Raw genomic sequence first — 22501 nt, forward strand, 5'->3', positions numbered from 1 at the left:
CATTAGCATAACATTCGAATTTGAAAAATCCCAAGCGTGATGATAACGGATGGCGACTTTATCCTCTTTTCAACCCAATGATAGATTGAACTCATATGAAATATTCGTCTGTTTTTAAACTACTTCGGAGTGACCCAGCTTCGAACTTACAATCACAGAATAGCACGCATGTGCCCTCACAAGACCAGTTCGCGGATTTTTTATCCAATCTTGCAAGGTTGCGTCCGGACTTATCAGATGCGTATATCAAAAGTCTTTTATTAGATGAAAAACAATATCTTTCATTCTATCAAGATATAAGAAACTCCGGATTGTCGGGAACTTATCATTACTATACATATGGATACAAAGAAGGGCGCGAATTTTTCGAACCTAATTTTCGTGCCATTAAAAAATTAGAGCGCTTTGAATCTGGCCAATCAATAATTTTCTTTGATACTGTTAAGACAAATGCTTCTTTTCTTTATCGCGGGTACTTCCCAGAAGTACGAAAAAATTCTTCGGTAATCATCCATCAGGATACGAGTTTTCTGGACTCCGTTAAAGAGATTTTTATAGCAAAAGAGATGGTATTCATCCGCCCCAGCAATGGTAGCCGAAAAACAAAATACTTTATGCATCTTTGCCGTACTTTAAATGTAAAAATCATAATTGATGTAGATGACCTTTTACTTCCAGATTACTCGGAGTACAAAGGGGCTGTTCGGTCAGGTATTTCTGATTATCATCAAATACTCAAGGATATGACCAGAGACTCATCCATTTTATTAGGCGCCGACCAGATGGTATGTTCAACTAAAACCATCGCTAATTTACATTCTGATTTGATTGAGAATATCTCAATTTCTAAAAACAAATTACCTCGAGAATATTTTCTTCCCAGAGAGAGTTTAGGCAAAAAAATTATTAATAGAAAAGTCCGGGTGTTGTATTTATCTGGATCAAAAACTCATTTAAAGGACTATAGTACAATCAGTGGTCCCTTGATGAAACTGGCGCAAGATTACCCTAATAAGTTTAGTTTGAGTTTCTTAGGTATGGTTAGCGACCAAACATCTATATTTTCACATCTGGGTGTAGAGTGTAATTTTTTACCATTAGTTAATTTTAATGAAATGCTTTCTGAAATTAATAAACATGACATCGTTTTAGTTCCGTTAGAAAAAACCGTTTTTAATGATGCTAAATCTAATATCAAGTTTATAGAAGCCGCATCTCAGGGCGTCGCTATTATTGCATCTTCCGTTGCAGAATACGTTGATTGTATTACAAATAACGAAAATGGTTGGATATGCTCCACTGAGGATGAATGGTATGCAACTCTTTCTTATTTATTTGATAATCCGGAAGCTATTACTAACGCTTCGCTTAAAGCATATGACTCAGCAATTGCAGGTTACAGTTTATGAATAATTTCACTGTCAAAGGTATCTTTACTTCTGCTGGAAATAATAGGACTGATAGTCACATTATCTACTTGCCATTTAATAAGTCTCACTTTGAACTTGCTTTAATTGTTGCAGAGCAAAGTCGTTATGAAAGTTACATATATTCCGAAAACTTTGAATTAATTGCAAGGGAGTATTTAACTTTAAACCCGGAAAGTAAAATAAAATTCATACTCGACAAAGATTCTGTTGCTGGACTTTTACCAAATATGGATAAGGCAGTGGTTTTTTTGGGATATGTAGTTCCATTTATTCCTGTTACAATTAATGAAATTGTCTCTGCTTGTTTGAAGGTGAAATTACCTATATACGAAATTCCACATGGCATGTTCCAGACAGGAATAAACTTAGCTGATGACTCAAAACTAATAAGCACACGCTCACATTACTTTGGTTTTGGTGGTATGTTGCCATCAATTTCTGATAAAAAGCTACAGTGGTTTGGCGATCAAGGATTTGGATATCCAAGAACAGTAAAAAAAGAATCTTACAAAACAAGGCCGTTACCAAAATTCACTTTAATCACATCTAATACTAATTGGTATCTATATTCACCTTCAGATAAAAGGGCTTTTTACGCTGAAATCTTTAATTATGCTAAAAATAACCCTGCGGAAGTTTTTATTTGGTGTGTTCATCCTGCGGAACTATCTGAACATGCATTCAGTTCAAATGCGTTAGATTACAGACCTAAAAATATATATTTATATGGAATGGATAAAGATATTTATTTCGGTGGAATAGAAGGTTCTGATGATTTAATACCATACTGTGAATATGGAATTTCTACAGTCACAACGTGTTTATTAGATTACGAAATACATAATAAAAGGGTTAATCTATTTAGATGCGATGGCGTAAATGAACTAATTAAAGTCATTGCTGAAAAACATACATTCTCAGTATCATCAGAAATAACACCTGACGCTTGTTTTTTCAGAACAGGCTTCCTTAAGGAATTTAACACTGAAATCTATGACCATCTTCTTTCAGAAGAAATTATTATTACAGACAACTCTAAACATAATTATCTGTCATCATTTTTGATACAGCCAATGTCAGTTTAAAAAAAAAGCCTCTTAAAGAGGCTTTTTTTACTATAGCTTAATCCAACCACTCGGTGTGAAACACGCCATCTTTATCAATGCGCTTATAAGTATGCGCACCGAAATAATCACGCTGAGCCTGAATCAGATTTGCCGGCAAAAATTCTGAACGATAGCTATCGTAATATGCAATAGCAGCAGAGAAGGTCGGCGTCGGAATACCGTTCTGAATAGCGTAAGACACTACGTCACGCAGCGCCTGCTGGTACTCATCAGCGATATTCTTGAAGTAAGGATCCAGCAGCAGGTTAGCAATGTTAGCGTCCTGTGCGTATGCATCAGTAATCTTCTGCAGGAATTGCGCACGAATAATGCATCCAGCACGGAAAATCTTCGCAATTTCACCGTATTGCAGATCCCAGTTATTCTCTTCCGACGCAGCGCGCAGCTGTGAGAAGCCCTGAGCATAGGAAACGATCTTACCCAGATAAAGAGCGCGACGAACTTTCTCGACGAACTCAGCCTTATCGCCAGTAAATGCTTTAGCCTGAGGACCGCTCAGCACTTTAGAAGCTGCAACACGTTGGGTCTTCAGGGAGGAAAGATATCGGGCAAATACTGACTCAGTAATGAGTGAGAGCGGCTCGCCGAGATCCAGTGAGCTCTGGCTAGTCCACTTACCGGTGCCTTTGTTAGCGGCTTCATCCAGAATCACATCAACCAGGTATTTACCGTGTTCATCTTTCTTAGTGAAGATATCTTTGGTGATGTCGATCAAGTAGCTGCTTAACTCACCGTTGTTCCAGTCAGTAAAGGTTTTTGCCAGCTCTTCATTGTTGAGGCCTAACGCGCCTTTCAACAGTGCATAAGCTTCAGCAATCAGCTGCATATCACCGTATTCGATGCCGTTATGCACCATTTTTACATAGTGACCAGCACCGTTTGGACCGATGTAAGCAACGCAAGCTTCGCCATCTTCTGCACGAGCAGCAATCTTATCTAAAATTGGTGCAACCAATTCATACGCTTCTTTTTGGCCGCCAGGCATAATTGAAGGCCCTTTCAGTGCGCCCTCTTCACCACCGGAAACACCGGTACCAATGAAATTGAAGCCCTGGTCAGAAAGTTCTTTGTTACGGCGCACAGTATCTTTATAGAAGGTGTTACCACCATCAATCAGGATGTCGCCCTTGTCCAAATGCGGAGTCAAAGAAGCAATCGTTTTATCTGTAGCTTCACCAGCCTGTACCATCAAAAGGATGCGACGTGGTTTTTCCAGCGATTCAACAAACTCTTCAACAGTATAAAAAGGAGCGAGTTTCTTACCTTGGTTCTCAGCGATGACTTCATCAGTCTTTTCGCGCGAACGGTTGAAGATAGAAACAGTGTAACCGCGGCTCTCAATGTTAAGAGCCAAGTTACGGCCCATCACTGCCATACCGACAACACCGATTTGTTGCTTGGACATTATCTACTCCTGTCTGAAGTTACCGTCACAAACACAAGTTTGTGATTGAAGTGGCAAATATGTTAACTCATCTCTCACCAATAAAGGTAGTGAATGGTGCGATGATAAAACACACAAGAAATGTGGATGATTATGTATTGGTTAACAAATCACCTTTTTTGATATTTGACTTGAAATAAAGCGGCAGAACTTCCTCAGGCGTACCGTCCATTTTTACCGTGCCGTGCTCGAGCCAAAGAATTCTTGTACAGGTTTTTCTTAACAATTCGTTACTATGGCTTGCAAGAATCAATATCTTCGTTGCATTAATAATATTGGTTAATCGAGTTTCAGCTTTTTCTTTAAAGCCTTCATCACCTACAGATAGCCATTCATCCATAAGGAGAATTTCGGGAGTAAAAATAGTACTAACACTAAACCCCAGACGCATTTGCATCCCAGAAGAATAAGTACGAACAGGCATGTCAATAAAATCACCAAGATCGGTGAATTCAATGATCTCTTCAATTCGTGCATCGATTTCTTTTTTCCTCAGTCCTAATAAGGCACCGCGAATATAGATATTTTCTCTGCCCGTAAACTCCTGATTGATCCCTAATGAAATAGAAATTAAAGAACCAATGTCGCCTTCAATCGTAGCGCTACCGCTGGTTGGATGATAGACCTTACTAAACATCCTGAGCAGCGTTGTTTTACCCGCACCATTATGGCCAATTAGGCCGACTCGCTCGCCATCTTTGATTTCGAAGTTAAGATTATTGAGGGCCGAAACCACAACTTTACCATCGTGCTGACCAACCTTTCCACCGGTAGCAAAATTGATAAAGTTCTTTTTAATCGATCTTGCCTGGGCGTTGAATATTGGGAAATCAATACCCACATTTTCAAATTTAATAATAGCCATTACATTACACCCAATAAGGAACGCGGTATTTATATTTGCTCGTCATCGCAATCGATAAAGCCAAACCAACTACTGCCATTACGCCAGCAATGATGTAACTGCTCATCATTGGAATCTCACCTAATAATGGACCTCTTACCAAATCAATCAAATGGTAGAGAGGGTTAAAGGTGAGTAAGGCTGCGGCGGCACTATGCGAAAGAAGTTTTGGCATCCAAATTACTGGGGTCAGATAGAAGATAACCTGCATAATACTTAACACAATTTGTGTCATATCACGGAAGCGTGCACAAATCATCGAAAGAATCATTAACGCCCAGGTTAAATTCAAAATCAGCAGGATAAAACCTGGTATCACCAGAAAAACAGTCCAGTCTACGCTTTTCTGCACTGCAATCAGGACCAGAGGAAATATTACGATATTGTGCAGGAAGATGATGAAGTTTTTCCAAATTACACGCATTACGTGAACATGTAATGGAACGGGTAACTGCTTAATAATCCCTTCTGAAGATATCAGGGCATCACAACCTTCTGAGATGGAGCTTTGGATAAAGCTCCATGTTATCAAACCAAGAGTTAGATAGGGCAAAAACTCTTTGACGTTGGTTTTGAAGAGATTACCAAAAACTAATCCCATGGTCGTGATCATAACTGCCATACTGATTGTGATCCAAAACGGCCCCATCTTGGACCGTTTGTATCGCATCTTAATGTCCTGACCACCCATCACTTTTACAACGTGAAAGTTTCTTAACGCAGAGGTGAAGTCATCCCACCCCACTGATTTTTGCTTATTCGACATTACAAAATTCCAAATTGGTATGCCAGACGATTCAATCCGACAAGGAACTTATCACCGCACAGACGAGCTAGGATCAATGTCATAAACTCTTCCCTTTGGGATTCTTCAAGCTGATCTCTCAACTTGATAATATCATTCATGCTACAAACGCAGCGGAACATCAGATCAAGCTTAATTATAGGTAAACCACAATTATGTAATGCGAGGCAGTTGACGTGGATTTGCGATCCCATCGTAAATTCATCCAGATACAAAGATATTAATCTTTGTTTGAACTGGCTATTCAGCAATGCTTCTTTGTGCGAGTAATTTCTGAAAAAATTCACTGCTTCTAAATAGTCAACCTTGCTTGAACTTAATGTTGAATATTCTTTATCAACAGAGTTGTATTCCACAACATTGTCACTAGCAAATGCCAACTTTTCAGCTCTCTTATTAGAGAGAATGTATTTATTATAATAAGATGATAAGACTTCATCATTTGCTATTAAACCGGTAATGGATTTATTTGTCCAGGCACTAACACCTTCACGACGGTAGTAATAGTAATTCTCATAGAAAACTTCATCAGTGCTAAGCTTTCTTTCCATGAACGAGACATTGAAAAGAGACTTAAAGTTTTGCTCAGAACTAACCAGTGACTTAAGAAGCTTACTTAAACCGAACTCACCTCTTTTTATAACCAAAGGTCTTACGTTCGATGACTTATAGTTTAACCAAAAATTTTTGAACTTTTCATTCTTAGTTATTTTACCTGCTACTGAAATACAGAATGAACCAAGATGATGAGAGTGCTGACTATTTTCTGTAGCACCCATTACTTCAACGTTAGTGTCAAATAAATTTTTAACAAATTCAGGCAAGCCATTCTTCGAGAAAAACACACTGTCATTGATGATAAGCAACCTTTCACACTTTTCCTCAAAACCTGCATCGAAGAAATATTTCATCCCTGCTTTATAGCTGCCAAAATCACGCCCGTAATTATCACGCTCTATATATACATCGGTTAACTCAGAGGGATAATTTTGTTCTTCCAACCTTAAGGTATTAACGGCAATAACAAATACATTATTGCGTTTCGCTTCTTTTAACAGCTCAAGCGTATCATTTCTAAGCGATGATTTCTCATAGAGCGCAAGCAGCATAACCTTGCCACCCGTGAAGTCATTCTTGACTTTAACATTCGTATATTTTTTTGTCTTAATATCATCGCGAATTGATAGCACGCCATAATATATATAAATTACAATTTTCAGGAAAAACCTGATAATCATAAAAATAATTCTTTTCATATTAACACCGTCGATGGTTAAACTAATTTCCTAAAGAGATTCATGATAAAGAAAGCACATGTTTCAATGAAGCTTTGTCTATAAAATCCACCCTTAATAAAGTTAGTAATTCGTTTCAAAAGACTTCCATTCAAAGCACTAAATCTTTCATAATCACGTCTATTCTCAGCCGGCATCCTGTCTTTCAAACACTCAAGCGCCATACAATTTTTCTCGCTCCAGCATTTAAATTCACCTGCAAACAAACGATTAAATCTTGTGAGCTTAGACAAAACACCCGTGTTACTGCCCACTAAATTCTGCCCATGCTGGCGGTAGAGAATCTTTGGTTCACGATCGTAGATTACTGTTCCATTCATTGCACTGCATATGATGTACAAAATCCAGTCATGAGAAACAATCTGAAGGTTAGCAGGGAATGTCTCAAACACCGTTTTTAGTCCACGACTAAAAACCATCGTGTTGCCGCCCGCATAGCTTTGCAAAAGTGCATTACTAAAAGTAAATTCTTTCAGAAAACACGGTGAAAAACCGATATTACCTTCATCAGAATCAATCAGCTTTGTGCGTGAACCATATAAAGCATAGTTGTCAGGAGATGAATCATTTGTTGTTAACTGATTAATAGCTTCTTCCAGCTTATTGTCACACCAAATATCATCCTGATCACAGAAGGCATAAAACGGCGAATCAATATCTCTTCTATTAAGCAGGCTATAGAAATTGGCGGCAAATCCTTTACCTGGCCCCTGAAACAGGATAACTCTACCATCAGAAAATTCTTTGGCAAAACGGGTAACGATTGCACAAGTGCTATCCGTTGAACCATCATCAGAAACAATCAGCGTCCAATTAGTATAAGTTTGAGAAGCAATGGAACGCAGCTGCTTTTCTAAGTATTTCTCGCCATTATAAGTACCCATCAGGATACTTATTTTTCCTTTATCGCTCATCATCATCAGCTATATAAAAAAAGGATGAGTTAATCCTCATCCTTAGTTTCGGGAATCAATCAAATGTCACTGCTTGTGCAAATGGAGTTCCGTCTTTATCTTTAGCAGAAAGCGCGGGAAGTTCATTCACATCGATTGGCCAGGTGATATTGAGATCTGAATCGTTCCAAAGTAATGAGTGTTCATTTTTAGGATTATAATAATCAGTACATTTGTAAACAAATTCAGCACTTTCAGATGTTACATAAAAACCATGAGCGAAGCCCTCTGGAACCCACAACTGACGTTTATTATCAGATGACAGGTACACACCTACCCATTTTCCAAAGGTTGGCGATGACTTTCTCATATCAACTGCCACATCATACACTTCACCAGAGACAACCCTGACGAGTTTACCTTGTGTATTTGTGGTTTGATAATGTAAGCCACGCAAAATACCTTTAGAAGATTTCGAATGGTTATCCTGCACAAAGGTACGTGGACAAACCAGTTCTTCAAACTTCTTCTGTTGCCAGGTTTCCATAAAGAAACCTCTTTCATCACCAAAAACGGCTGGCTCAATGATTTTCACATCAGGAATATCAGTATCAATAATCTTCATTAGAGCTTTCCGTTATAGAGCGCCATCAGGTATTTGCCATAATCATTTTTGAGCAATGGCTGTGCCAGCTCTTTCAATTTTTCAGCATCAATAAAGCCCATACGGAACGCAATTTCTTCCGGGCATGCGACTTTAAGCCCCTGACGAGTTTCGATGGTTTGAATAAAATTATTCGCTTCAATCAGGCTCTGATGAGTACCAGTATCGAGCCAGGCATGACCGCGCCCCATAATGGATACAGACAATTCACCTTTTTCAAGATAGAGATTGTTGATGTCAGTAATTTCTAATTCACCGCGTGGAGAAGGCTTAAGATTTTTAGCCAATTCAACAACGCTATTATCATAGAAATACAGACCAGTAACTGCGTAGCTACTTTTAGGTTCAGTTGGCTTTTCTACTAAAGAAACTGCTTTACCTGATTCATCAAATTCCACCACACCATAACGCTCGGGATCGTGAACGTGATAAGCAAACACCGTTGCACCGTGCTTTTTATTTGAGGCTTCTTCGAGTTGCTTGTGTAAATCGTGGCCATAAAAAATGTTATCGCCCAGAATCAACGCGCAGTTGTCGTTGCCGATGAACTCTTCACCCAAAATGAAAGCCTGCGCCAGACCGTCTGGGCTTTCCTGCACTTTGTACTGAATGTTCAAGCCCCATTGAGAACCGTCGCCTAGCAGGCTTTCAAAACGCGGCGTATCTTGCGGCGTGCTGATAATTAAAATGTCACGAATGCCCGCTAACATTAGAGTGCTGAGCGGATAATAAATCATTGGCTTGTCATAGATTGGCAATAGCTGCTTACTGACGGCCATCGTCACTGGATAAAGGCGTGTTCCTGAACCGCCAGCAAGGATGATTCCTTTTTTACTATTCACAACGTTATCCTTTAATTTAGTAATCTGACTCAATACGCTTAATTATAGAGTTCATCCAGCATACGCTTTACACCAACCTTCCATTCCGGAAGCGTTAATTCAAAAGCGGTAGTGAACTTGCTGGTATTGAGCCTTGAATTAGATGGGCGTTTTGCTGGCGTAGGGAAAGCTGCAGTATCAACGGTGTTCACTGCTTTTACTTTCAGCTCTAAACCTTTTTCTCGAACACAATTAATCACAAACTCAGCATAAGCGTGCCAGGTTGTCACGCCTGAAGCGATAAGATTATAAATGCCCGATTTTTTAGGATTCGCCAGAGTCGCTTTGATTGCATGCGCGGTACTGTCCGCAATCAATTCTGCACCAGTTGGCGCACCGAATTGATCGTTGATGACAGATAAGGCTTCGCGTTCTTGCGCCAAACGAATCATCGTTTTAGCAAAGTTATTGCCTTTGGCAGCATAAACCCAGCTGGTGCGCAAAATTAAATAGTGTGGTGCATTGGCGATGATGGCTTCTTCACCTTGGCGTTTAGTCTTGCCATAAGCGTTCAGTGGTGAAGTAGCATCTTCTTCGTTCCAGGGACGCTCGCCGCTGCCATCAAACACATAATCCGTTGAGTAGTGAACCAGCAACGCCTTCACATCACGAGCAGCGCAGGCCAACGCTTTTACGCTGGTCGCGTTGATTAATTCAGCATTGTGCAGGTCGCTTTCGGCTTTATCGACAGCCGTATAAGCTGCGGCATTCACAATCACGTCAGGCTCAATATCCCGTACCGTTTTTTCAATGCCGGCAGGATTGGTTAAATCGCCGCAGTGATCTGCCGAATGGCGATCTAAAGCAATAACCTCACCCAATGGGGCCAGAGCGCGTTGCAGTTCCCAGCCAACCTGACCATTTTTACCTAACAGCAAAATTTTCATTAGCTACGCTTCTCGTAGTTTTGCTCAATCCAGTTCTGATACGCCCCGCTCTTCACATGCTCAACCCATTGTTGGTTGTCGAGATACCACTGCACGGTTTTACGTAAGCCGGTTTCGAAGCTTTCCTGCGGTTTCCATCCCAGATCGCGTTCAATCTTTGAAGCGTCAATCGCATAGCGACGATCGTGACCCGGGCGATCTGCAACATAGGTAATTTGCTGAGCGTATGAAGTCTCTTTTGGACGCAGCTCATCCAGCAATTCACATACCTTGTGCACCACTTCGAGATTTTGCTTCTCGTTATGGCCACCAATGTTGTAAGTGGTGCCAGTTTTCGCCTGCGTCACTACGGTATAGAGCGCACGCGCATGATCTTCCACATACAGCCAATCGCGAATTTGGTCACCTTTACCATAAATTGGCAGCGGCTTTCCTTCCAGCGCATTGCTGATGATCAGCGGGATGAGTTTTTCCGGGAAATGATAAGGACCGTAATTGTTGGAACAGTTGGTCACAACAATTGGCAGGCCGTATGTGCGGCCCCAGGCGCGAACCAGATGGTCACTTGCGGCTTTGGTAGAAGAGTACGGGCTACTTGGTGCGTACGGGGTTTCTTCAGTGAACAATGGGAGTTCACCTGAGGTTTCATCAGGATGAGGTAAGTCACCATACACTTCATCCGTGGAAATATGGTGGAAACGAAAAGCCTGTTTTTTATCAGCGGCTAATGCAGACCAATATTGGCGGCTTGCTTCCAGTAACGCATAAGTTCCAACAACGTTAGTCTGTACGAATTCAGAAGGCCCGGTAATAGAGCGGTCAACGTGGCTTTCTGCCGCCAGATGCATTACCGCATCAGGCTGAAATTCGTTGAATACATTCAGCAAGGCCACGCCATCGCAAATATCAACTTTTCTGAAGTTATAACGCGCATTTTGGCTTTCAGCTTTCAGTGATTCAAGGTTGCCAGCATAGGTCAGTTTATCGACGTTAATCACTTCATCATTGGTATGGTTGATAATATGACGAACAACTGCCGAACCGATAAATCCTGCACCACCTGTAATTAAGATTTTCATAACGTCCCGTTTTTCCTGACTCGCTCAGTGAGGCTTATACCAAATGGAATTAATCTGCTGTGTCGTTCAGCCACGCTACCGCCCTTGGGTTGCAGCTCCCACATAGCTGATGTTTAAGGCAAAATTTAATTAAAAGCACGCCGGCTTTTATGCTGCTATCTTGCTGTTAACTCTATTCTTTATTACCGAAACCAATAAATATGGTTTAACGGTAAGCAGCTAAGAATTCTACCACTCGTAAAGTTCAATGACGAACAAATTACAGATTTTCCGGGGGTGTTAGTTTAAGTATTGACCGCTTTGGGTCGGTGGTGATGTTTGCTGAGTCAATAATTCAACTCGATCAGATTTTGACTAAAGCTCAGAAGTGTTTTTTCAGACGAGGTGCAAGGAAAAAGCGGGCGCTAAGGCCCGCAATAGTGTTATTCAAACCCATTCGGATTCTTCGACTGCCAGTTCCACGTATCACGCATCATGGCATCAATCCCGCGTGTCACGCGCCAGTCCAGTTCGTTGTTCGCCAGCGTCGCATCCGCCCAGAACGCTGGCAGATCGCCGTCACGGCGTGGCTTGAACTCAAACGGAATTGGCTTGCCGGAACCTTTCTCAAACGCCTTGATCATCTCCAGCACGGAGAAGCCCACGCCGCCGCCGAGGTTGTAGGCTTTGTAGCCTTCAACTTTGGCTAAATGATCCAGCGCTTTCAGGTGCCCTTCTGCCAGGTCGACAACGTGAATGTAGTCGCGCTGTGCAGTGCCATCTGGCGTGTCGTAGTCGTCGCCAAACACGCCCAGCTTCTCCAGACGGCCAATCGCCACCTGCGCGATGTACGGCAGCAGGTTGTTTGGAATGCCGGTTGGATCTTCACCGATTTCGCCAGATTCATGCGCGCCAACCGGGTTGAAGTAGCGCAGCGCGATGGCTTTGAAGTTCGGGTCCGCTTTAGCGAAATCGCGCATCACGAATTCGATCATCAGCTTAGAGGTACCATACGGGCTAGTCGTGCCGCCAATTGGCGTGGTTTCCACGTAAGGAACCGGTGCATCCGCGCCATAAACGGTCGCAGATGAGCTGAAGATGAAGTTCCACACGCCAGCAGCGCGCATCTCTTCCAGCAGCACCACGGTGCCAGCCACGTTGTTTTCGTAGTATTCCAGCGGCATACGCGTGGATTCGCCAACGGCTTTCAGTGCAGCGAAGTGAATCACGGCGCTGATATCGTTAGTAGCAAACAGGTCACGCAGGCAGGCGCGATCGCGGATGTCGCCTTCAACGAACACCGCTTTTTTACCCGACAGCTTTTCCACGCGGTTGATGGCTTCGCGGGAAGCATTGCAAAGGTTATCCAGGACCACAACGTCGTCGCCACGCTCTAACAGCGCCAGCACCGTATGGGAGCCGATATAACCCGCTCCGCCCGTTACCAAAATAGCCATGTGTACTCCTTTAAACCGCGCTAATGGCGCGGTAGAGAATGAGGAAGCTTATTTCGCCAGGATTTTCTGAATGGATTCGCGGAAATCGCGGCCCTGATCGTTGTTACGCAAGCCGTAAGAGACGAATGCCTGCATGTAACCGAGTTTACGACCGCAATCATAGCTGGTTCCGGTCAGCAGTTGCACATCAACCGGCTTCTTCTTGCTCAGGGATGCAATAGCATCGGTCAGCTGAATACGGCCCCATGCGCCTGGCTCGGTGCGCTCCAGCTCTTCCCAGATATCGGCAGAAAGCACGTAACGGCCAACTGCCGTCAAGTCAGAGTCGGTTGAGCCGGCTTCTGGCTTCTCGATAAAGCTGGTGATGGTGCTGATATCGCCTGGGTTATCAATCGGCTCTTCGGTGGTCAGCACGCCGTATTCGGTGAGGTCTTCACCCGGCATGTGTTTCGCCAGCACCTGGCTGTGGCCAGTATCTTCGAAGCGAGCAACCATTGAGGCGAGGTTATAACGCAGGTGGTCAGCGGTAGAGTCATCCAGCAGCACGTCTGGCAGCACCACCACAAATGGGTTGTCGCCAATCATTGGACGCGCACACAGCACGGAGTGGCCCAGACCCAACGGGTTAGCCTGACGCACGTTCATAATGGTCACGCCCGGCGGACAGATTGACTGCACTTCGCTGAGCAGCTGACGTTTAACGCGTGCTTCGAGCAGCGCTTCCAGCTCGTAAGTGGTATCGAAGTGGTTTTCCACTGCATTTTTGGAAGCATGGGTGACCAGCACAATCTCCTTGATGCCAGCCGCGACGCATTCGTCAACAATGTATTGAATCATTGGTTTGTCGACGATTGGCAGCATCTCTTTCGGAATGGCTTTGGTCGCAGGAAGCATATGCATACCGAGACCCGCAACTGGGATTACTGCTTTAAGCTTGGTCATATTTATTCCATTTCATGAAGTGAATACGTGGGGTCGATTATGCAGGATCGGCCGGTCGAGCAAGTATAATCTTTATCTGAAAAACCGGCACTAACTCTCTGTCACGCCATCAAAAATCGCTAATTTGGCCGGTAAAAATGCCAGTATTCCAAAGCGGAAACGATGCACTAAGCCGCTGAAAATTAGTAGAAGGATGGGATGATCGTTTAAGAGGGTGAGACCAGTGATTTTCAGAAAAGTTAACGTGTAGGAAATGTAAGGTCACCATAAATGGCGACCCTACAAAGGAGTGGCGCGATTTTCGTAGGGTACGCATTTATGCGCACCTGCATACATACCCAAATTTATGCTTAACTGAGCGGCATTACACCATCAATGGTGACCCTACGAAGGTTACAGCCAGCCCTCAAACCATTCTGGCATCACGAACAGGTTGAAGTGGTTTACCAGCATCATCAGCGCCACAAATACCACCGACACTGAAACCCACTGGCGCGCATACGGCATAAAGCGGATGCCAATAACCGGCTTGATGAAGAACGGATGCGCGAAGGCAGAAATCAGTACCTGCGAGATCGACAGAGTCAGCGCCACATACAGCACGTTCGGCCAGATGTAGGTTGTCGCCAGCACCGCTACCACCACCAGGCTCGCCACAATGTTCCAGTAGAACTCAACATTGGTGCGGCCGTTGGCCTGTGAAATCGCGCCGGTTAAGCCGCCCATCGGACGTAGCATGCCAAACAGCAGCATCAGCGGAATCAGATGGTAAACCTGCTCATGCGAAGCGCCGTACAGCACGCGCACAATCACCGGTGACAGAATGCCAATCGCCAGATACATCGCGCTGCTGAACAGCATGATGACGAAGGTGCCTTTCAGGAACAGCTTTTTCAGCTGCTCCGGATCGTGCTGCTTCTCAGCAAAGCGCGGCAGCGCCAGACGGTTAATCACCGGCGAAACCAGCTTCAGCGGTTGCAGAATCAGCTCTTTTGCCAGCGAGTAAATCCCCAGCGTCTCCGCGCCCATCACTTTACCGACGATCAGCGCATCCGCCTGAGTACGCAGCTGGTTAATGGTCTGCGAACCCAGTTGATACACGCCGTAACGCACCGCACTTACAAAGGTTTTGCCGTCGAATTCCCAGGTCGGACGCCACGATTTCTCGCCGAAGTAGATCATGCAGAGAATTCGCGTGAAGGCGTTGATGAACAGGCCAAGAATCGCCGCCGCCACGGTGAGCGAGGTGTAATACAGCATCGCGACAGTACACAGGAACGCGAACAGCTTGGTTGCCATCTCAATCTTCGCCAGCGTCACCATGCGTTTGGTTTTCACATAGTGCGCCTGATACTGCGACAGATGTCCCAGCACCAGGAAGTTGAGGCTGGTGAGCATGATTAGCCCGACCAGCTCCGGCAGGTGATAGAACCACGCCACCGGATAAGCAATCGCCAGCATAATCAAGCCGGTGCAGAAACTGAGCGAGACGTTCACCCAGTAAATGGTGCTCTGCTCGCGGCGATTAATATCCTGGCGATGCACGATGTAGCTGCTCATGCCCATATCCTGCAGCACGGTCGCCACCGCCAGAATCGCATTGATGATCGCCAATAAACCCAGCTCGTGGGTTTCCAGTTTGCGCGCCAGAACGGCGAGCTGTAACACCTGAAGCAATGCGGCAAAACAGGTACTACCAAACAGCCAAACGGCCTGTTTTTTTAATCCGCTCACACCATGCGCTCCAGAATTTTCGCCAGCTCACCGTAAGCGATGTGCTGATTGAACTCAGTTTCGACTTTCTGCCGCGCGGCCGCGACCACCGGAGCCACATCGACATCGCCGCGCGACAAGCGCAGCAGCGTCGCCGCCAGCTCGTCAGGATCGTTCTCAGCCACCAGCCATCCGCTGACGTCATTCTCAATCAGTTCAGGAATGCCGCTGTGATAGGTGGAAACCACCGGCAAGCCAACCGCCATCGCTTCCATCAGCGCCACCGGAATGCCTTCCATATCGCCATCTGCGGCGGTTTTGGACGGCAGCAGGAAGATGTCCGCTTCGTTCAGCGCCTGACGAATCTCGTCCTGCGGCTTAAAGCCCGGCATGTCGACGCAATCCTGCAATCCAGCGCGCGCAATGTGCTCGCGCATCATGCCGTCCTGTTCGCCGTTACCGATGATGGTGAACTGGAACTGGCCGCCGTTATTGCGCAGGATTTCGCTGGCTTTCACCGCCACATCCAACCCTTTCTTCTCGGTCAGACGCGCAACAGAGACGATGCGCAGCGGTTGATGGAAGGCTTCACGCGGACGGAAGTTAAACTTCTCCGGCTCGATGCCCATACGCGTCACGTGCACCTTAGCGCGCGGACAGCCCATCTCAATCAGCTTGTTCTCCCACAAGTGGCTGATAGGCAGCATCAGTTCACTCTGTTTAAACAGGTTGATGTAGTCGAGCTTGTGCTCTTCGAGGATGTGACGACGCGAAATGTCCGCGCCGTGGAACACCGTCGCCTGCTTGCCTTTCAGCACACCGAGCTCGCGCAGCTTGTTCGCCAGCGCGCCGGCATAGCCGAAGTGCACCAGAAACACATCTGCGGTGTAAGGCTGCTTAGTATTGGCGACAATCGCCGGCAGCAGCAGTTTGCTGGCCTGTGCGCCGTAGCGACGCACATTCAGCGACTTCAGCAGCGCGCCTTTGGTGATTTTCGGCAGTATCAAGCCGATACGCTGCGTCAGCTTATCGAGGTTGGATACTTTCTCTTCCGGCAGTAAATAGTGAGTTTTCGCTGCCAAATTGTAGTCATCGAACGCGGCGTGGCGATTGATCATATCGCCCGGAAACACGGAGATAATCTCCACGTCGTAGCCTGCGTCAATGAAATGCGTCACCTGATTGAGCACAAAGGTCTCAGAGGCAACAGGGAAACGCATGGTGAAAAAGGTCAGCTTCATCACTTCACCCCAGGACGTTGAGAATTTCTGCTGTAATGCGGTTACCAATCTCACGCTCCTGCGCCACCGCGGTATCAACTTTGTGTTTCACGTTGTCGTAGTCGGCCAGCACCGTCTGCACTTTATCGATGAGCGAACCATCCATCAGGCTCTGCACATCGGTTGCCATCTGCGGCAGGCCAAGCTGTTTCATCACGCCGAGCGACTTGTGCTCGTAGTTGATGGCCACGGCTGGCGTACCAAAGTTCATGGAGATGATGGCGGAGTGCAGGCGGGTACCAATTGTCAGATGACAATGGCTGAGGAGGATGCCGAGTTCGAGGTCGTTGAACTCGTCCATGATGACATGGTAATGCTCGGGATGCTCGACATGATCGCGCAACGTCAGCGCCACCATGCGGTCATCTTTGGCGTAGCTATCAATACCGGTACAGGTAGAGAAGGCAACCACCTGATAACCTTCGGCAATCATCGCGTTTATCACGCGGCCAAAGGCAGCTTCATACTCTTTCTGCGTCACGCCGAGACGTTTGTCGAACGGCGCCAGTTCACGCACGGTAATAGCAATGGTTTTGCGTGCGCTGATAATCGCCTGCCAGTGCAGCAGGTTATGGCTTGGATTGGCCACTTCACGCGCTTCAACCAGGAACGCGGTATCGACGCCCTTCTTCACTTTGCTGGTGGTCACGCCATCTTGCTTCAGGCGGTCGTAACTCACCTCTTCGCGCAGCACCAGGCTGTCGACGCGATCAAAGACAAAGTTCGCCAGCGCATTAACGCGCGGGTTTTCGAATGGACCGACCGAGTGACCGACCATATGCAGCGGCTTTTTCGCCATCAGCGCACAGAGCGCGTGGTCGAATTGGGTTACGCCGTAGAGATCGACGAAGAACGAGCCGCCAACCTGAATAATCGCATCATACTGCGCAAGGCTTTTGGTAAACGCCGCCAGATGCGGTGGCACCGAGAAGGATTTGTATACGCCGCCTTTGCCGAGGTGCGCCATCATGATGTCCGGCATCAAACGGTTCGCCACTTTGCGTTTCAGGCTGCCGACTAACCCTTTGCCCGATTTGCTGTTGTGCAGGAACAGGGAATCCTGCTGGATATCCTGCTGCAGTAAATAGCCAGAGCTTGTTGGATAACGGCTGATCACATCGATATCCAAATCCGCGCGCGCGGATTTCAGTGAATCAATCAGCCCACGTAAAATCGCGCCATCCCCACGATTTCCACAGGTATGGTTTCCTACCAATAAAATCTTCATAAAAAAACTCCGGAAAAATTTTTGTAATTTTTACAAGCCGCCAATAGCTGCACTGGCAAAGTGAACTCTGTTTAAAAGGACTGCAATGGGAGTAAACCCCAAAAAGTGGTGCTTAACGTCGGTGCTGCTTTCCGGTGCGCATTAATGCGCACCCTACAAAACCATCATCCAATGCCGATTTAACGTAGGGTCGCCATTAATGGCGACCGATTTACAAACCACTCATTACGACTTCACAGCAAAATACGGCATAGCAACCTGCTCACCATTAATCACCACCGAGATGAAACCTTTGGGTTCGCGGGTATCCACCTGCTCCGGTTTGAGCGCGCGCGAGGCCATAAGCAAATCGCCCTGCTCGTTTCCGCCGATACCGGCTTTACCGTTGTGCAGGCTGAAACGCTGCGGTGCCTGCTGCGCGCCACTGCCCGGTGCGCCTTTGTCCATAACCGCATCCACACGCGCACATTGGCCGGTCAGGAAGCGATCCTTGGCGGTGCTTTTGATCAGTACGGCGGTGGTCGGCGTCCAGCCCGCCAGCTTGACGTAGACTTTGGTGTCGGTATCGCTACGCGCTTCGAAACGCACATCAACCACTGGCGAGCTACCTTCCGCTGACCAGCTGGCTTCGGCTTTGTTTTTCTTGCGCTGCAGATGAATCACCGCGCGGCCGCCGGTGCCTTTGCCGTTGATAACATCCATCAGCGGCTGGTTAGCGGTACCGTTATTGAACTGCGACTGACCAAACACCTCGATCTCCCAACTATCGCCCACCGTTGGTGAGTAGAAGTTACCGAGTTCAAACCAGGTTTGCTGATCGCTGTTGTTGGTCAGGCGGAAGCGCGAGGTGATGTAGTTGTATTTCAGACTGCCATCAATAGCGACGCCGTAAGATTCAACGCGCGTCGAGCCCATTTCCCAGATGTTCAGCCAGCGTTCGCCTTCCAGCGAGTTATCAATCCAACTGCCCGACTGCAGATTGGTCTGGCGCATATTCAGGCGCGAGTTGCGCGCGTTAAGCGGGTTCTTACAATCCTCAATGCTCAGCGCATCGACAATCCATTGGCCGTTCGAGATGTCGCCAGGGAAATCGCTGTGCTCAATCCAGCCGTTATGGATGATGGATTGGCTGCAGCGCGGCAGATTCAACACCATGCCGCCTTTACAGTGCTGGGCGTTGAAGTTGGAGAGCTCAATCGCGGTGCTGTGATCCCATGCGCCAGCCTTTTGCCCCGACCAGCTGGCTTTAATCACATCGCCGGTACAGGCGTTGGCGTACCATTGGTCGATTTTGCAATCCAGCGTATCCAGCAGGCTAAGCGAAACGCCGCCGACTTGATTGAAGCGCAGGCAAGCGCCACGGAAGAACTGGCCGCCCGGACAGGTGTTGCGGAACAAACCCTGCTTGTTCGGACGCTTGTCGGTGTTGCCGTTGAAATTCAGGTTGGAGATTTCCGTCCAGCGCGCATTTACCTGGAACAGGAATTCGGAGCGACCGTCAGAAACCAGCGTGGTCGCCGGGAAATAACCGAAGTTGACCATCGCGCCCGAGATGCGGAAGAAGCGACGTCCTTCGTCACCGAAATCACATTCGGAGACAAAGAAGGTGCCGGCCGGGAACTGCACGCAGATCTGCTGGCTGGCATCAATCGACCATTGATACATGGCTTTGATCGCCGGTGCGGTATCGGTTTTGCCGTCGGCGATGGCGCCGAAATCAAACAGCGTCAGGCGGTTAAAATCTTCCACCACACGACGCCAGGTGAAACCGTTGCCGCTAAAGTTCACGCCGCCATCATCTTTGCCATCACCGAAGGTGCCGACGAACTCGCCGCCGCCCACTTCCAGCCCTTCGTGCCAGCTTTTCAGCTTGATTTTGGCACCGGCAAACAGCGGACGGGTTTTGCGCAGTTCTTCAACCGATGGGATTTCGCCAATCAGCTGGTAGCCGTTCGGCTGCGCCAGACGCTGGCTAAAGTTGCTCTGATTAGGACGCGAGACATCGCTGATGGAGAACAGCGTGTGACCCTGATCGTCCTCCACCACCATTGAGTGTGATGGATTGGCGATCAACGCCGCATTATCGTGAATGAACTGGGCGAAGTTGCCCTTGTTCAGCGCGATCGGCTGGCTGATTTGTGACACTTTGCCATTAGCATCGCGCAGAAACACCGGGATCTGATTACCAGACTGGCTGGCATCGCTGCCTGCCTTACCGATCCACAGTTTGCCCTCAAAGTTCTGCCAAAACTGCGGCGGCATGGTATAGACGTTTTCTGGCGTCAGAATCGGTACATCGCCTGCGGGTACGCTGGACGGATCGACAGATTTTAACGTTGGCTGACCACTTTTTGCGGCGTAGCTGGAAAACGCACTCACTGAGAGCGCAGTAACAATCGAGGAGGCTGCGGCCTGCAAGACTTCTCTTCTTTTCATGCTTCAATTCCCGTGGTTGTGCGGCCAAAAAGGATTCCCGAGGCACGATAATTGTCGCTAAACAAGCGCGAGCCAGCTTTGCTTGATCTGGTTACCGTCAAACTTGAGCGCGGTTTCTTTGGTTTTTTCACTCATCGCATAGAACAGGCCATCATCGCTGGCGAGCTGCTCGATACGCTTAATAAACGTGGCTTTGTCGTTCATCGGCACCAGGAAGCCATCTTCACCGTGATTGATGATCTCCTGCGGCCCGGTTGGGCAATCGTACGCCACCACCGGCAGCGACCAGGATTTGGCTTCCAGCAGCACCAGCGGCAAGCCTTCATAGCGCGAGGTCATCAGCGCCATGTCACTTTCGCGGTAGTAATCGTTGATGTTGCTGACTTTGCCGACGAAATTGACGCTGTTAGTGATACCTAACGCGGCAGCCTGATCGTGCAGCTGCTGGCGCAGTTCGCCGTCACCGGCAATCACCAATTTCCATTCAGGATGTTTCTTACTGAAGTCGGCCCAGATATCCAGCAGCAGGTCGAAGCCTTTCTGGTTATCCAGGCGCCCCACCGCCAGCGCCTGACGGCTGCGCGTTTGACGTTGAAACGCTTTGTACACCACCGGATTGGGGATTTGCTGGCTGGCAATGTTCCAGCGGTTAAATACCTGATGATCTTTGTCAGTCAGCACGATCACCTGATCGTAATAGCGCAGCATCAGCCACTTCAGCAGCTTAATTGGCTTGCTGAACGAGTTAATCGCGATGTGTTCGCAGGCATAAGCTTTGAAGCGCTTCTTCTTCAGCGCCATCAGGTTCCAGAAGGCGAACATCACGCTCAGGCGGCCCATGCTGATCAGGAATACGCTGTCGAAGCCTTCCTGGTGAATGCTGGCAACGGCGCTTTTAATCGGGTTGCTGTGGCCTTCAAAGCTGACAATTTTTTTCACCCGCTCGAACGGATAAAAGGTTTTGCCGTTGCCTTCCAGCGAGTAAATGGTGACTTCATGCTGTTCGCCGAGGCACTCAGACATAAAGTTGCAGATGTTTTCAGTGCCCGCATACGAGTAGGCATCCTTAATCACCAAAACGATCTTTTTCATATAATCCTTTCCACCTCAAACGACTGTTTAATTGAGACCCAAATCATTCGCGCTGCAACAAGGCGGCAAGTACGACCATCCCCCGGAGCTTACTTCAGTAAGTGACTGGGGTGGACGTGCGCAGCCAACGCAGTTGCAGCGTGAAGGATGCCGGGTATCAACGGTGTTTCAAGGCGAAAAGAACGCCGTTCACCATATACCAGACGTAATAGTAATATACTTTTAACGGATTGTTTTTATAGATAATTCTTAATAATTCGAGGTGCCACTTCGCCGCTTTATTTTTGTTGCGCGACAGTGAATCGCCCAACTCGTAATAGTTGACCAGGGTTTTCTGGATCACGCGGGCTTGTTTGTAGCGGAGGAACAATTCATAGAGGAACAGGAAGTCTTCGTGGCCTTTACGCTGGAAGAAGATGCCCTGTGGAGGACGGCGGAAACACACCGAGGAGAAGCAAACGCGATACTGCTTCTTCACGAAGTTTTCCTGTTGCAGGTAGGGTTTGCTGTAGTTGATATCGTGGTCAGCGGTTTTGGTTTTGTAGTGATAATGCGTGATCACGAAATCGTCGCCGGCGGCAATTGCAGCCGTTTGTTCGGCCAGTTTTTCGCGGTGCCACTCGTCGTCGCTGTCGAGAAACGCGATGATCTCTTCTTTCGCTGCACGCAGCCCAACGTTACGGGTCTCGGCTGCGCCCTGATTCACTTCATTGTCGAGAATGGTGATGCGTGCGTCCTGACAATGTTCACGCACAAAGGCCAGTGAATCATCGGTGGATTTGTCGTTGATCAGGTAAAGATGCCAGTCGCTGTAGGTCTGGTTGATGATCGATTCAACCGCGCGCAGAACGGTATTTCGCGCGTTATACATCGGCATCACAATACCGACGGTGCCAACATGATTTGTCATTTGTCTACCCGGAGTTTCAGGAACCAAAAAATTGCCCCCATGTAGGGAGCAAGTG

Annotated in this window: 19 protein-coding genes; 2 read left to right on the forward strand and 17 right to left on the reverse strand. The window is 47.0% G+C overall.

What is annotated here, in order from left to right; translation table 11 throughout:
* The first annotated feature begins 170 nt into the window (after positions 1-170).
* Positions 171-1409, forward strand: a complete 1239-nt coding sequence (locus NR302_RS12205) for a glycosyltransferase (RefSeq protein WP_258143583.1) — start codon at positions 171-173, stop codon at positions 1407-1409.
* Positions 1406-2515 (forward strand): hypothetical protein, encoded by a 1110-nt coding sequence (locus NR302_RS12210; RefSeq protein ID WP_258143585.1) that lies wholly within the window; start codon positions 1406-1408, stop codon positions 2513-2515. Before NR302_RS12205 ends, NR302_RS12210 begins: the two co-directional genes overlap by 4 nt.
* A 37-nt stretch (positions 2516-2552) precedes the next feature.
* Here NR302_RS12210 and gndA read toward each other — a convergent pair whose 3' ends face one another.
* The 17 genes from gndA to NR302_RS12295 form a co-directional block, all read right to left on the reverse strand.
* Positions 2553-3962 carry an NADP-dependent phosphogluconate dehydrogenase gene (gene gndA / locus NR302_RS12215; protein WP_258143586.1) on the reverse strand — a complete coding sequence of 470 codons (1410 nt, stop codon included), beginning with the start codon at positions 3960-3962 and terminating at the stop codon, positions 2553-2555.
* 130 nt (positions 3963-4092) lie between these two features.
* Positions 4093-4866, reverse strand: coding sequence for an ABC transporter ATP-binding protein (locus NR302_RS12220; protein ID WP_061717720.1), 774 nt, complete (start codon positions 4864-4866; stop codon positions 4093-4095).
* Between the two features lie 4 nt (positions 4867-4870).
* Entirely contained in the window at positions 4871-5671 is an 801-nt protein-coding gene (locus tag NR302_RS12225) for an ABC transporter permease (RefSeq protein ID WP_101763379.1), read from the reverse strand.
* Positions 5671-6966, reverse strand: a complete 1296-nt coding sequence (locus tag NR302_RS12230) for a rhamnan synthesis F family protein (RefSeq protein WP_258143587.1) — start codon at positions 6964-6966, stop codon at positions 5671-5673. The genes NR302_RS12225 and NR302_RS12230 overlap by 1 nt, the downstream gene beginning before the upstream one ends.
* Positions 6967-6983: 17 nt before the next feature.
* Positions 6984-7889, reverse strand: a complete 906-nt coding sequence (locus tag NR302_RS12235; RefSeq protein WP_258143588.1) for a glycosyltransferase family 2 protein — start codon at positions 7887-7889, stop codon at positions 6984-6986.
* Positions 7890-7974: 85 nt separating this feature from the next.
* Positions 7975-8523, reverse strand: a complete 549-nt coding sequence (rfbC, locus tag NR302_RS12240) for a dTDP-4-dehydrorhamnose 3,5-epimerase (protein ID WP_258143589.1) — start codon at positions 8521-8523, stop codon at positions 7975-7977.
* Positions 8523-9404, reverse strand: coding sequence for a glucose-1-phosphate thymidylyltransferase RfbA (rfbA, locus tag NR302_RS12245; RefSeq protein ID WP_258143590.1), 882 nt, complete (start codon positions 9402-9404; stop codon positions 8523-8525). The genes rfbC and rfbA overlap by 1 nt, the downstream gene beginning before the upstream one ends.
* A 38-nt stretch (positions 9405-9442) precedes the next feature.
* Positions 9443-10330 carry a dTDP-4-dehydrorhamnose reductase gene (gene rfbD / locus NR302_RS12250; protein ID WP_258143591.1) on the reverse strand — a complete coding sequence of 296 codons (888 nt, stop codon included), beginning with the start codon at positions 10328-10330 and terminating at the stop codon, positions 9443-9445.
* The gene (gene rfbB, locus NR302_RS12255) at positions 10330-11409 is read right to left on the reverse strand and encodes a dTDP-glucose 4,6-dehydratase (RefSeq protein ID WP_258143592.1); all 1080 of its coding nucleotides are present in this window, start codon (positions 11407-11409) and stop codon (positions 10330-10332) included. Before rfbB ends, rfbD begins: the two co-directional genes overlap by 1 nt.
* A 422-nt stretch (positions 11410-11831) precedes the next feature.
* Positions 11832-12845: a UDP-glucose 4-epimerase GalE gene (gene galE / locus NR302_RS12260; protein WP_258143593.1), complete on the reverse strand. Its 1014-nt coding sequence runs from the start codon at positions 12843-12845 to the stop codon at positions 11832-11834.
* 48 nt (positions 12846-12893) lie between these two features.
* Positions 12894-13787 carry a UTP--glucose-1-phosphate uridylyltransferase GalF gene (gene galF / locus NR302_RS12265; RefSeq protein WP_008104857.1) on the reverse strand — a complete coding sequence of 298 codons (894 nt, stop codon included), beginning with the start codon at positions 13785-13787 and terminating at the stop codon, positions 12894-12896.
* A 393-nt stretch (positions 13788-14180) separates the two neighbouring features.
* The gene (locus NR302_RS12270; protein ID WP_258143594.1) at positions 14181-15521 is read right to left on the reverse strand and encodes an MOP flippase family protein; all 1341 of its coding nucleotides are present in this window, start codon (positions 15519-15521) and stop codon (positions 14181-14183) included.
* Positions 15518-16741 (reverse strand): glycosyltransferase, encoded by a 1224-nt coding sequence (locus tag NR302_RS12275; protein ID WP_036648512.1) that lies wholly within the window; start codon positions 16739-16741, stop codon positions 15518-15520. The genes NR302_RS12270 and NR302_RS12275 overlap by 4 nt, the downstream gene beginning before the upstream one ends.
* 4 nt (positions 16742-16745) lie before the next feature.
* Positions 16746-18008, reverse strand: coding sequence for a colanic acid biosynthesis pyruvyl transferase WcaK (gene wcaK, locus NR302_RS12280; protein ID WP_008104860.1), 1263 nt, complete (start codon positions 18006-18008; stop codon positions 16746-16748).
* A 225-nt stretch (positions 18009-18233) separates the two neighbouring features.
* Positions 18234-20444, reverse strand: a complete 2211-nt coding sequence (locus NR302_RS12285) for a phage tailspike protein (protein ID WP_008104862.1) — start codon at positions 20442-20444, stop codon at positions 18234-18236.
* 57 nt (positions 20445-20501) lie between these two features.
* On the reverse strand, positions 20502-21536 hold the full coding sequence (locus tag NR302_RS12290; RefSeq protein ID WP_258143595.1) for a glycosyltransferase: 1035 nt from the start codon (positions 21534-21536) through the stop codon (positions 20502-20504).
* 157 nt (positions 21537-21693) lie between these two features.
* Entirely contained in the window at positions 21694-22446 is a 753-nt protein-coding gene (locus NR302_RS12295) for a glycosyltransferase family 2 protein (RefSeq protein ID WP_154155945.1), read from the reverse strand.
* Positions 22447-22501: the final 55 nt, after the last annotated feature.

It is taken from the genome of Pantoea sp. SOD02 (genome assembly GCF_024707505.1).
GTDB lineage: Bacteria > Pseudomonadota > Gammaproteobacteria > Enterobacterales > Enterobacteriaceae > Pantoea > Pantoea symbiotica.